This is a genomic window from uncultured Sphingorhabdus sp., from assembly GCF_937872355.1.
In the GTDB taxonomy this organism is placed as follows: domain Bacteria; phylum Pseudomonadota; class Alphaproteobacteria; order Sphingomonadales; family Sphingomonadaceae; genus Sphingorhabdus_B.
In genome coordinates this window covers 27,530-39,983 of sequence record NZ_CALMSV010000125.1, presented here as the reverse complement: position 1 = coordinate 39,983, position 12,454 = coordinate 27,530, and the positions used below count along the sequence as shown (strand labels likewise).

Sequence of the window (12,454 nt, the reverse complement as noted above, 5' to 3'; positions counted from 1 at the left end):
TGGCTGGCCCCTTTTGCGGCCAATTGCTCGGCGATATGGGCGCGGAGGTCATCAAGGTTGAACCGCCCGGTGGGGGCGACCCGATGCGCGTCTGGGGGCAGGGCAAGGACAAAGTTCAGTGGGAAGTCATTGCCCGCAACAAGAAGAGCGTATCTGCCAATCTCCGCATCCCCGAGGGGCAGGAACTCGTCCGAAAGCTGATTTCGACTGCCGATATTCTGATCGAGAATTTCAAACCCGGCACGATGGAAAAATGGGGGCTCGCGCCCGAGCAGCTTTTGGCCGAACATCCGGGCCTGATTATCGCGCGCATGTCTGGCTATGGACAGACAGGGCCCTATTCGGATCGCGCAGGCTTTGGCGGCATTGGTGAGGCTATGGGCGGCTGGCGCTATATTGTCGGTGAACCCGATAGACCACCGAGCCGCATGGGCGTTTCGATCGGTGATACGCTCACAGCCACTTATGGCTGCATGGGTGTGCTCGCTGCGCTGCATCATCGCAGCCAGACCGGCAAGGGCCAGATTGTCGATGCCGCGCTTTACGAAAGCGTGCTGCAGGTGATGGAAGGGCTCGTGCCCGAATATGCCCATGAAGGGGTGATCCGCGAACGGTCGGGTTCGATCCTTCCCGGCATCGCGCCGTCAAACGTCTACATCTGCAAAGACGGCGAATATATGATCGGTGCGAACAAGGACTCGCTTTGGCAGCGACTCGCCGAAGCGATGGGACGGCCGGAACTGGGGACTGACGAACGCTACGCCACACATCTGGCGCGCGGGCAGAACCAGCTAGAACTGGACGAACTTATCAATGCCTGGACGAAGACGCTGACGGTCGATGAAGTCGACGCGTTGATGATCGCCTATTCGATTCCCGCAGGCCGCGTATATCGGGCACCCGAAATGCTGGCCGATCCGCATTTCAAGGCGCGCGAAGCGATCATCGAGGTGGAAACCGAACGGTTCGGCAAACTCAAGATGCAGGGCGCTTTCCCGAAGCTGTCCGCTACTCCCAGCGGTGTGCGCTCCCCTGCGCCGTCGCTGGTCGGGCAGCATAATGAAGAGGTTTATGGGCAGTTGCTCGGCATGTCCGGCATTGAAATCGCCGAACTGAAGGCGGCGGGCGCTATCTGATGCCTGAAGCCGACGACTTATCGGCCAATTATTCGGGCGCCTTCAACGGCCATTTGCCGTTTGGTAAAAAACCGGCATTGCTGATTGTCGATTTTGTCATGGCGTATCTCGACAAGGAGTCGCCGCTCTATGCGGGCGCAGAAGATGCACTTGCCAGCAATGAAAGACTGTTGGAGGCGGCGCGCGCAGCAGGGGTCCCGGTGATTTTCACCAATGTTGTCTATGAGCCGGGAGGCTCAGACGGAGGTTTGTTTTACAAGAAAATTCCCGCACTCAAGGCGTTCGACAAAGGCTCGCCGCTGGGTGATTTTCCACCGACGCTTAGGCCCGAAGAAGGCGAATTGGTCATTTCGAAACAATATGCCTCTGCCTTTTTCGGAACAAATCTTGCCGCCGCGCTTCTCGACAAACATGTCGACACACTGCTGATCACCGGAATGTCGACCTCGGGCTGCGTCCGCGCGACGGCCCTTGATGCCCTACAACACGGCTTTGCGCCTTTTGTAGTTCGCGATGCCTGCGGAGACCGCCATCCGGCACCGCATGAGTCCAATCTCTTCGACCTGCAGGCCAAATATGCCGAAGTGGTTTCTGAGCCCGAGGCCGTGCGCCTAATGGCCACCCGACTGGAGGAATAGCTCTAGCAAACGGGTTTCGGTCTCCCGTCGACCCTCAACCACCGAGGGTCAATTCCCATGCTTCGCGCAAACGTTCGGGATCGCCGGAACCAAAAACATATTTGTCCGGACGAACCAATGCCGCCTCGACCCCCGTCCGCTCGAGCCAGCGGCGCAGCTGCTCTGAAATTGGCGCAAATGGTTCACTGTCCAAATCTGCTTTTGAGATCAACCAATGCTGATGGCCCAGAAGATCATCGATCCGATGGCCGTCATGCGATGCAAATTGCGGAAAATAGCTTCCTGCGGATGCACTTCCCGCAAGTATCGCACCGGTTGAAACAGGCGGATAGGCTGGCGGACCATCAGGCAATTTACCGAGCATCCGGCCAAGTTTGAACTTCATGTCGCGCAAAAATGCGCCCCATTTGCTGGTAATACAGACGGTACGACCCATCATGATCGCCATGTCGATCGTCGCACGCAAATTGGGGGCACGTTCGGGTTGATAGCTGTCGAGCAGTGCATCTTTGGCCTCACCCTTGGTCACCGCAGCCAGTTTCCATGCGAGGTTGGCCGCGTCCCTCAATCCGGAGCACATCCCTTGCCCGGCAAAAGGCGGGGTCTGGTGCGCGGCGTCGCCCGCGAGCAGCACCCGACCTTTGCGCCATTGTTCGGCAATCCGTGCGCGAAAGGTATAGACGGCCTTTCGCTCCATCCGGACAGCACCTTCGACATTCCAGGGTTCGAGCAGCTTTTCGATGAAGGCATCGTCGCTCACTTGCTCCGCCGTCTCACCCGGCTTTATCATGAACTCCCACCGATGCCGTCCTTCGCCCATCAGCACACAAGTGGTTGGCCTCTCCGGATTGCATATCTGCAGGTTCGCATCGGGCAGACGTGAATAATCGTCGACCAATACATCCACCACCAGCCAGGGTTCTTCGAAATTAAGGTCTTCAAACGCAATCCCGGCAGCCTCGCGCACCGGCGAGCGCGCGCCATCTGCGCCGATGAGATACTGCGCCCGGATCGTCCTTTCGCCATCGGGCGTTGCGATTTGTGCGGTCACGCCTTGGCCCTTGTCGACAAAGGATTTCAGTTCCCACCTGCTGTGTAATTCCGCATTGGCATAGGTCGAAAGCGATCGGCGCAGTGCGGCCTCGACCGAAGGCTGGTGGATCATGTTTGCCACCGGCCAGCCGCCGGGGCCAAGCTGATCCGAGCCTTCGAAGCGCAAAAGAACATCGCCTTTGGCGTTGAGGAAATCATAGCGTGACACCTGCCGACTGCCCGCCATCACGTCATCAGCAACGCTCGCCTCTTGCAAGATGCGCATGCATTCATGGTCGATATGCGCCGCCCGCGGCAGCGGATAGATATCCGCTTCCTTCTCCGCGACGACCACCTTCACCCCGCGCCTGGCCAGCAGCACCGCCAGTGTCACTCCGGTCGGCCCGCCGCCAGCGATCAGGACATCGCAGTCGAAGGTCATTGGCCTTAGCCTTCCGCGGCCATCTTGGCCTCGATATGGCCAAGACCGTCAATTTCGCAGCGGACGACATCGCCTGCTTTCAAAAACTGGCGCGGGTCCATTGCCGCGCCGACCCCGCCCGGCGTTCCAGTGAACAGGCAATCGCCGGGTTCCAGCGTCATGCCGACCGAAAGATGTTCGATCTGCTGCCAGATGTTGAAGACGAGGTGCTTGCTGTTCGAATCCTGCCGCTTCTCGCCATTGACGAAGCAACGAAGGCCCAGATTGTGCGGATCGCCCACTTCATCGGCGGTCACGATCCAGGGGCCCATCGGCGCGTGGGTGTCAAAGCTCTTGCCGAGTGACCATTGCGGGCCGGCATGCTGCCACATCCGCTCGGTCACATCATTGCCGACGCAATAGCCGAAGATGGCGGCCGGGGCATCGTCGGTGGAAAGGTGCTTGCCGCCCTTGCCGATCACCGCCACCAGCTCGACCTCATAATCATTGGTCATCGTGCCGGTCGCGATTTCGATATCGTCATAGGGCGCATTGACGCTGGTCTGCGCCTTGGTGAACCAAACCTGCCGTTGCGGGGTTTCCATCTTCGATTCCTCGATATGGTCCGCATAGTTGAGGCCAATCGCGAAAATCTTGCCCGGACGCTGCACCGGCGCTTCCAACTTCACCGATGCCAGCGGAACTCCACCGCCTGCGGCTGCTTTTGCCTCAAGCCCCGGTTTCAGTGTTTCCCAGTCGCGGATCAGATCGATCATCGTGCCGTCAACGCCGCTGTCGATGATGTGGTCGCCAACAACGATACCGGTGCGGGTCTGGCCATTGGCCGTGTAGGTTGCGAGTTTCATGCGGGATTTCCTTTGGGCTGGCGGCTGAACAGCCGTTTGATGCGGATGTTGAGGGCGGTGAAAAAGGCGACGAGGCCCGGCGGGGGCGGCATCTTGCCTGCGAACATGGGATGCGGGCTGCCCCACTGCACCGCGAGCAAGGCGCTCATCGGCTGCTTCTGCGGCGGATCGGCGGCGGTGAATAGGTCGCCATCGGTCCAATGCTCCAGCTCGTTTCCGAACGGATCCTTCCAATAATCGAAAACCTGGCTGCCCATGATGTGGCGGCCAACGCCCCACGCGGCTTCGTGATTTTTTGATTTGAGATGCTGATGGCCGAGCATCAGGTCATCGAGATTGGCAACCTCGAACGCGGCGTGCAGCAGCCCGAGGGGCCCGGGCAATTGCGCAAGGAAGAGCGTGTGGTGATCCGCAGGCTTGTCGCCACGGTCACAACGCATGAACGCGCCCAAGGGCACATTCTTGGCCGCTTCCACTTCATCGGACGTCAGGAAACCGAAGCGATCCTTGTACCATTTTTCCGAGACGCGGAAATCGCGAACCTTGAGCACGGCGTGACCGATGCGGCGCACATGCGCGGGTGCGGAATCGAGGCGCACCGTCGAACGGAAACGCGGCTTCGCAGCTGCGGTGTTGCGCGGCGGATCGGCAAAGGGAAGCGACGCCTCACCTTTCGACTGGCCGGCAACGACTTCAACGCCATAGCCGTCAGGATCGGTCAGGCCGATAATCTTGCCACCGCCAGGTTCGAGGATGTCCTCAACGGTTACACCCTCTGCCGCGGCGAGTTTTTCCAGATCAGCAACCGTTTCTGCGCGAAAGCCGACGGCGAGGAACTTTGCTTCGCCAGGTTCGGTCACATGAACGAAAGGGCGGCCGTCGCTGCCCTTGCCGTAGAGCCGACCGCCAGCCTCGAAGGTCTGCATTCCGAAATCGTCGAGAAATGCCTGCATCGCCGCAAGGTCCGGTGCCGCAAAGCGCACATGCGATATGTCCTCGATCTTGATGATCGGCATGGCCTCTCCTCCTCGATTCGTTTTTGACTATTTGGTCAAATAGATTGCAATTGACCATGTAGTCAAGTACGATTCAGCGATGACTTCCGCTTCAGCATCTCCCCGCCTATCTCCCCGCTCGGCTCGCACCCGTGGCGCTTTGATCGCTGCGGGTTTTGAACTACTTGTCGAACGCCCGATCGACGCCATCCCAATTGACGATTTCGTGGCAAAGGCGGGGGTCGCCAAAGGCAGTTTTTTCAACCATTTTGCGGACAAACAGGCTTTCGCCAACGCGATTGCCAAGGAGGTCCGGCTCGAGGTCGAAGAACTGGTGACCCGGGCCAATGCCTCCATCACAAACCCTGTCGAGCGTATCGCTGGCGGGATGCGGGTTGTCGCTGAATTTGCCCTGACGCAACCAAAGCGGACCCTGGTGCTGCTGCGAAGTCAGGGCTCGCCGACTTCGCGTTCACATCCTCTGAACAAGGGCCTGCGCGACGATATTGAAGCGGCATACCAGCAAGGGTTGATCCGGCGGGAGGCCAAAGAGAGTGGCGTGCTGTACTGGCTTGGGCTGTGCCAGGCGGTGATGACTGAACTTTCGGCAAACGGGCAGAGCGGATCTGCAACGAGCCAACGCCTTCCGGAAATGCTGGTTCTCGGTTTGACCGGTTTGGGCGTGCCGCAATCTACGGCCGCCAATTTGGCGAGTTGCAACGGATCATCAACCAGCGAATTTAGCTGACGTTTTTGACCGACTTAGAAAACATAATTGTGTTGAAATTGTTGGGGCATCTGCTCCGGTGGGTGCTGTTAGCGCCCGATGTTTTTTACTCAAGTACCGGTAGCGTTAGCAACCCCCGTTATCGGGAAATGCAGGGAAATTTGCGAATTTTTTGCTCAAAACAGGCTTCTGTCGCACGAGAAAACCGCAGATTTTCGAGGCTTTCTAGGGAAATTCCCTAAGGAATTAGGAGGGAATTTTTGGTGTGATAACAGGGAATTTACTATTCAATAACAGGGAAAGCTTTTTGGATAACAGGGAAGGAGCGCCATCCGTTTCCTGTCTCGATGCGAGTCGCGGTTATGCCATCGGCTGATACATATCGTCGGCAAAACACAACGAGAGAGAACTCCTGAAACTGCCAAGCAAAACTCCCCGTTAGCAACTTATACCCAAGCGCCGAATCGCATCTGACAAACCTGCGAAATGGCACCAATCGGGTCGCAAATGTCGCATAAAAGCCATCCAGAACAAGGTGTTAATTTGGATTGACGACGAGAATTCCGGCGCCTTGAAGGTGCTTATGCCCCGTCGACCATAAAGAGCTATTTTACCGATCTCGCCGACTTCGAAAAATGGTGCTTCCCCCAACAATGTAACCCTTTCCCGGCTCCACCTGCTACCGTGAGCACCTATCTGGAAAATGTAGCCCTCCACAGTTCGATATCCACGGTGCAGCGGCGAATGTATGCCATCGGCCGCAGCCACCGCTTACTGCGCTTGCCGGATCCGAACCGCGACGACGATGTCCACGCCCGACAACCCCTGGGGCATCAGAAACCGTGCAATTATATCACTGAGGTACGACATTCTGGCGCACCGTTCGGAACTGGTGGCCTTGATGTCTGACGATGTCGAGGAAAGGTCCGACGGTACCTTGCGGCTCATCATCAGGCGAAGCAAAACCGATCCGTTCGGAATGGGGCGTCTCGCCTTTACATCCCTTAGGACTGCACGATTGGTCGCGGAATGGCTTGCATGGCGTGGGCCTGAAGTTGAGCCACTCTTTTGCGGCATATATCAAGAGCCTGCCATCAACCGTGCGCTGGGTCCGGACACCGTCAAACTGGTGATCAAACGCACAGCAAAGGTCTGCGGCCTACAGAAGGTCGAAATAGATGCGTTCAGCACGCACTCGCTGCGGGTTGGAGCCGCTCAGGACCTGTTGCGCAACGGGCATGACACGGCCGCGATCATGCGGGCGGGGGGTTGGAAGTCTGTCGATGTCATGGCGCGCTATCTCGAGTTCGCCGAGCATAATGTGTGGGTTTAGAAGGAACCATTTGAAGTTCGAAACAGGGTGACCGCACAGCACCGGCATCGATGCGCTGCAGCAACTTGCAAATACACATGTCATTTTTACGTCGCGAAACGACGTTGCTACTGCCGTGCGTAACCGCTAACGAGCGCTGCGATGCCTTGGTTGTTCGCTCAAAGATTTGCACAGCTGCTGCTCGGATTGCCGAGAGTCCAAAAGCGAATCATCGCAATTGTAATCGACATATTGCTGTGCCTGTTCACGGTCGCACTTGCTTATCGTTTGCGACTGGATGCCTGGATCTATCCGATCGGTAATCAATGGCTATCCTATATCGCAGCTATCGCAATTGCCATCCCGCTCTTCATTAGGTTCGGACTCTATCGGGCAATTTTCCGCTACATCGGCTGGTATGCGCTAAGCGCGGTAACGCTGGCCTGTGCGATCTATGGCGCGATTTATTCGTTGATTTTCTCGGTAATTGGCTTTGATCTGATCCCACGCACAACCGGCTTCCTACAGCCAATTCTCCTGTTCGTCGGAGCAGGCGCCTCGCGCGCAGTTGCGCGCTTTTGGCTTGGAGGTGGATATGCGGCAATATTGGGAAAATCACAGAAACGTCGAGTCCTAGTTTATGGAGCAGGTTCGGCTGGCAGACAATTGGCGGGCGGCCTTGCCAATAGTCAAGAGATGCTAGTCGTCGCTTTCGTCGACGATGATCCAAAGCTGCATGGAAATCACCTTAATGGCAAACTGATATATTCCCCTTTGCGCTTGCAAAAAGTGATTGAAGACCTTGCGGTCGAAGATGTCCTGCTTGCCATACCGTCTGCTTCGAGGAAGCGGATAAATGAAATAGTTGATAGCCTGCAAGGCCATGGTGTTACGGTTCGAACGCTGCCGGGAATTTTTGAACTTGCGGATGGAAAGGTTACAGTCAGCGACCTTCGCCCGATTCAGATCGAAGATCTACTGGGGCGCGACGCGGTTCCTCCCGATCAAAACCTGATGGCGAAATGCATTTTGGGAAAGCCGGTTTTGGTCACCGGTGCTGGTGGATCGATCGGAAGTGAATTGTGCCGTCAAATCCTGAGGCAACGCCCTTCACAATTGATACTTGTCGATAATAGCGAATACAATCTTTACGCAATTGACCAGGAACTGACGGCCCAATCGTCTGCAAGTGCAATGCCGCCAGTAATTGTTCCTATTTTAGCATCGGTCACTGACGCGCCGCGGCTGGACGAGATATTCAGTCGCTTCAAACCTGAAACAGTCTATCACGCTGCTGCGTACAAACATGTCCCGATGGTTGAGGCAAATCCCGAAGAAGGAATAAAAAATAATATCTTCGGTACGAAAATGGTTGCCGAAGCCGCGCTCGCCCATGGCGTCAGCGATTTCGTGCTCATCAGTACCGACAAGGCAGTCAGGCCTCCAAATATCATGGGCGCGAGCAAGCGGATCGCCGAAATGCTGTTGCAGGCAATGGCTGTCGATAGCGCGACCACCCGCTTTTCGATGGTCCGCTTTGGCAATGTATTGGGGTCTAGCGGATCGGTTGTGCCTTTGTTTCGCCAACAAATTGCGAAAGCCGGACCCATCACTCTTACGCATCCGGAGGTCACGCGCTACTTCATGACCATACCCGAGGCGGCGCAACTGGTGATACAGGCTGGTGCGATGGCTTCAGGTGGTGAAGTCTTCATTCTGGACATGGGGCAACCCGTGCGCATCATCGATCTCGCTCGCCGGATGATCCAGTTAAGCGGGCTTAGCGTCAAGGAAGATGCCGAGAGTGATGGTGATATTGAAATCCAGATTGTCGGCTTGCGCCCAGGCGAAAAACTTTACGAAGAACTTTTGATCGGAAATGATCCGCAGGCGACCGTTCACAAGCGCATCATGAAGGCTAATGAAGCCTTCATTCCACTTACGGAACTGGAAAAGCACTTATCGCTTATGACAGGCAGCAACAAGCTGACGAAATTGCAAGAAATACAGCAATGGATTGCTGTGATCGTCCCGGAGTTTTGCGGGCGATCCGAAACCCCGATCGAGCAGTGCTGATGCAATATTAGCAAGCCGAACTAACAGGACGCGATTTCGTCGAAGCGACAGCATCCAGGGTTTTCAATATGATTATACGGCAGGGGCAGTAATATGTGCGGTATCAGTGGCGTCATTTCAAAAATGACCGACGCAGACTCGCCTGCCGGACTGCAGGCAATCGTCCATAGTCAGCGCTCGCGCGGTCCGGATAGCGTCGGTTATCTCCGGCGCCACATGCGTGACGGTCGTACACTATGGTTGGCCCATAACCGGCTCTCGATCATAGACCTGAGCACAGATGCCAATCAGCCCATGGTTACGGATGATGGCCGATATGCGATGGTCTTCAACGGAGCGATTTATAATTACGTCGAACTCAGGCGAGAGCTGGAAGCGCTGGGCAGGCGTTTTCGAACTTCCAGCGATACAGAAGTTCTACTGCAGAGCTACGCCCAATGGGGCATCTCGGCATTCAGCAAATTCTACGGTATGTTCACAGTGGCCATTCACGACAACGTTACCGATGAGCTATTGCTGGCGCGGGATCGGTTTGGCGTCAAACCGCTATACTATCGAGAGACCGCCGACCAATTCTGGTTCGCATCTACACCTGGCGCAATCGCAAAAAACGATCAGCTTGAACCCGAGCTCGAATATGTCGCACGCGGCATCCAGTTGAAATATTACGAGGATGAAACCAGCTTTTCGCCTTTTCGCGGGGTACTCGCGCTCCCGCCAGGCCATATTGGCGTACGACCAGCCGACGGCGCATCTTTCCATCTGCAAAAATATTTCGATCTTGATGCCTTGGCAGCCGACGAAGCTGAGCGACTGGCGGGCGTCGGTTTCGCGGCCGCTACCGAGGAACTATCCACCTTGCTGGTCAATGCGACGCAGATCCGACTGCGCGCCGATGTTCCAATTGGATTGTCGCTATCCGGCGGCGTTGATTCGACTACAATAGCGGCGCTGTGTGCAGAATCCGGCACAGCTCTCACCGGCTACAGTTTTGGCGATCCTGGCGATGTCAGCAGCGAGGCAGACCTTGTCACGCTGTTGTCACGCCAGTTGGACGCGAAAGTGGTTTTTGTCCCTCCTGCGCGCGGTGCACATGCTGTGGCACTGTTCTGGCAAACCATGCGCGCGCAAGGGGCGCCAATTCCCCACACAAGCCAAATGGCGCAATTTGCGGTTTTCTCTGCAGCGCGGGCGGACGGTATCAAAGTCATGCTGGGTGGCCAAGGTGGCGATGAGGCTTTCATGGGCTACCGCAAATATTTCCTTTACCACTTCCGCCATGTTGTGGCCCAACGCAAGTGGGCGGAAACGCCTGCCCTGCTCGGTACGGTGTTGCGCGTGTTGCCCGCTGTCGCCGCAAAGGCCAATCTGTTCTGGCGCGAACGCGGTCGGTACCAGAAAGACAGTGATGGACTGGGCACGTCGCTGCGGCTTCCGTCGCTGCAAAATAGCCCGTCGCCTGGGATCGGACTGGGACAAGATCCGGCATTTCGCCAGGCTCTCGACGTCACGCGATACAGCTTGCCATCGTTGCTACGCTATGAAGATCGAAATTCGATGGGGAACAGCATCGAAAGCCGCTTGCCGTTTCTGGACCATCGGATAATCGGCTTCGGCATAGGGCTGCCAACATCCCACAAACTGCGGCATGGGATGGGAAAATATGCGCTGCGTATGGCAATGAATGGACGCGTTCCCGATGCCATCCTTTTCAACCGCGACAAGCGTGGCTTTGACACGCGCCACGAAGACTGGATAGTAGATGGCGTGGGAGATGCTATTCGACAGGGTTTATTGCTGCATCGTCGCAATGCCGAAACCTTTTTACCCTCCGGAAGCACCATCGACAGTTATTTCAGCGACGCCGCGCTTGGCCGCAATGTGTCACGTTTTGCAGAGGCCACCAGTCTCCTCTGGTTGCTGGATCCGACATTGGACAGTTACCCCGTTTAGACGCTGGTATCAGTCAATAAGGCGCACAATCGGTTATACGCAAATCAAAGTCGGTCTAATGTTTCGTCCGCCCGCGGCGTGCAATGGTTTCGATATGATCGGCATATTCATTATAGATTTTGCGTTGATCGAACTCGCTATCAAACACTTTTCGCGCTCGTGCCTTTAGTTGTTGGACGCGGGTCGGGTTTGTCGCCAACACCTTAATAGCCTCTGCTATGGCATGTGAATCACCCGCGGGTAGATTAATACCGATATCAGCCGTCGCGATCAGTCGTGCCAAGTCGCCATCGGCGCAATTCAGTATCGGTAAACCCGAAGCGAGATAGGCGAAGGCCTTGTTGTTAAACGCTTCTGATGCAAAATTCATTGGTAACAGACCAACGTCCGTTCTTGCGAGCAATGCGCGCATCTCCGGCGGACGCATCCAGCCCAGATAATGGGCAAAAGGCAAGCGATCGATCCGACTGCGCACTGCGTCTGCGCCTACACCGTCGCCACCGATCATCACGGCGATCCCGGACGGATCGAATGTTTTTTGGTCGACCAACTGCTCGAGTGCATCAAGTATTAAAGAGGGATGCTGAGTCTTGTTGAATGTACCCACAAAGGAAAAAACCGTTTTACTGCTGGCCTCGTTCAAAAGGTTCTGATGTTCCGGCGCGAGATCGGAAATCGGCGATTGTTGCGCGGTGTTGGCCTCCATGGTGGCGAGGTAGAATATCCGGTCGTCCGCCATTGCTGCACGGTTCGCTTTTGCCAACCCCCAGTCGAGCATGGATTGCATCATCGTAACGAGCGCTTCGGCGTTGGCCAGTGCGTTCCGCGCACGCGCACTCTCCCGCGCCAAACCGGCGCGTACAAATGGTTTGAGGGCCGCAGGTGCATAGTCTACGAAAATGTCTGGCCATTTGTCGCGAACATCAACGATTACTGGGAAACCGGCGACTTTCCCATAGTCGACCATCGCAGCAGCGGTGATATGATCAGGAAGCGAAGCAATGGCGATGTCGGGAGACGGTAGCGTGGCGGCCTGACGACGAAAGTCGCGCGCCGCCAATATATGGTCTGCCAGTCGGCGAGGGCCGATATTCTTTCGATAACCGCAACCCTTCATGAAGCGCACGCACAGACCGTTTGGCATTTCCCAGAACTTCACGTCGCCGTTGAACCATTCTTCGCGCCATTGTTTGCGGATATGATCATATGCCGATGTCCACAGTGTCACCGAGTGACCCCGCTCGAGCAGAGTCGCTGCAAGTAGCATCGTACGCGTGTTTTCAGCGTGGTCTAGCCGT

10 protein-coding genes are annotated in these 12,454 nt (G+C 56.2%); 6 read left to right on the top strand and 4 right to left on the bottom strand.

Annotation, left to right across the window (positions count from 1 at the left end):
* On the top strand, positions 1-1,136 hold a 1,136-nt coding region (locus tag Q0239_RS07930; protein WP_298600860.1), incomplete at its 5' end, for a CaiB/BaiF CoA-transferase family protein.
* The gene (locus Q0239_RS07925) at positions 1,136-1,774 is read left to right on the top strand and encodes an N-carbamoylsarcosine amidohydrolase (protein WP_298600857.1); all 639 of its coding nucleotides are present in this window, start codon (positions 1,136-1,138) and stop codon (positions 1,772-1,774) included. The genes Q0239_RS07930 and Q0239_RS07925, both read left to right, overlap by 1 nt.
* Positions 1,775-1,808: 34 nt before the next feature.
* On the opposite strand, the gene Q0239_RS07920 is transcribed toward Q0239_RS07925, so the two are convergent.
* From Q0239_RS07920 to Q0239_RS07910, 3 genes are read right to left on the bottom strand one after another with little or no spacing between them, the layout of a single operon-like run.
* Positions 1,809-3,248: a bifunctional 3-(3-hydroxy-phenyl)propionate/3-hydroxycinnamic acid hydroxylase gene (locus Q0239_RS07920; protein ID WP_298600854.1), complete on the bottom strand. Its 1,440-nt coding sequence runs from the start codon at positions 3,246-3,248 to the stop codon at positions 1,809-1,811.
* 5 nt (positions 3,249-3,253) lie between these two features.
* Positions 3,254-4,093, bottom strand: a complete 840-nt coding sequence (locus Q0239_RS07915; protein ID WP_298600852.1) for a fumarylacetoacetate hydrolase family protein — start codon at positions 4,091-4,093, stop codon at positions 3,254-3,256.
* Positions 4,090-5,109 (bottom strand): VOC family protein, encoded by a 1,020-nt coding sequence (locus tag Q0239_RS07910; protein ID WP_298600849.1) that lies wholly within the window; start codon positions 5,107-5,109, stop codon positions 4,090-4,092. The genes Q0239_RS07915 and Q0239_RS07910 overlap by 4 nt, the downstream gene beginning before the upstream one ends.
* 79 nt (positions 5,110-5,188) lie before the next feature.
* Here Q0239_RS07910 and Q0239_RS07905 point away from each other — a divergent pair, with 79 nt between their 5' ends.
* The 4 genes from Q0239_RS07905 to asnB all read left to right on the top strand — a co-directional run bounded on the left by Q0239_RS07905 (position 5,189) and on the right by asnB (position 11,156).
* A complete protein-coding gene (locus tag Q0239_RS07905; protein WP_298600846.1) occupies positions 5,189-5,836 on the top strand; it encodes a TetR/AcrR family transcriptional regulator in 648 nt (215 codons plus the stop codon).
* 784 nt (positions 5,837-6,620) lie between these two features.
* Positions 6,621-7,148, top strand: a complete 528-nt coding sequence (locus Q0239_RS07900; protein WP_298600844.1) for a tyrosine-type recombinase/integrase — start codon at positions 6,621-6,623, stop codon at positions 7,146-7,148.
* A gap of 645 nt (positions 7,149-7,793) precedes the next feature.
* Positions 7,794-9,203: a nucleoside-diphosphate sugar epimerase/dehydratase gene (locus Q0239_RS07895; RefSeq protein ID WP_298600841.1), complete on the top strand. Its 1,410-nt coding sequence runs from the start codon at positions 7,794-7,796 to the stop codon at positions 9,201-9,203.
* A gap of 93 nt (positions 9,204-9,296) precedes the next feature.
* Positions 9,297-11,156 (top strand): asparagine synthase (glutamine-hydrolyzing), encoded by a 1,860-nt coding sequence (gene asnB / locus Q0239_RS07890; RefSeq protein ID WP_298600838.1) that lies wholly within the window; start codon positions 9,297-9,299, stop codon positions 11,154-11,156.
* A gap of 55 nt (positions 11,157-11,211) precedes the next feature.
* Here the strand turns inward: asnB and Q0239_RS07885 are convergent, their stop codons facing one another.
* Positions 11,212-12,384 (bottom strand): glycosyltransferase, encoded by a 1,173-nt coding sequence (locus Q0239_RS07885; protein WP_298600835.1) that lies wholly within the window; start codon positions 12,382-12,384, stop codon positions 11,212-11,214.
* Positions 12,385-12,454 lie beyond the last annotated feature (70 nt).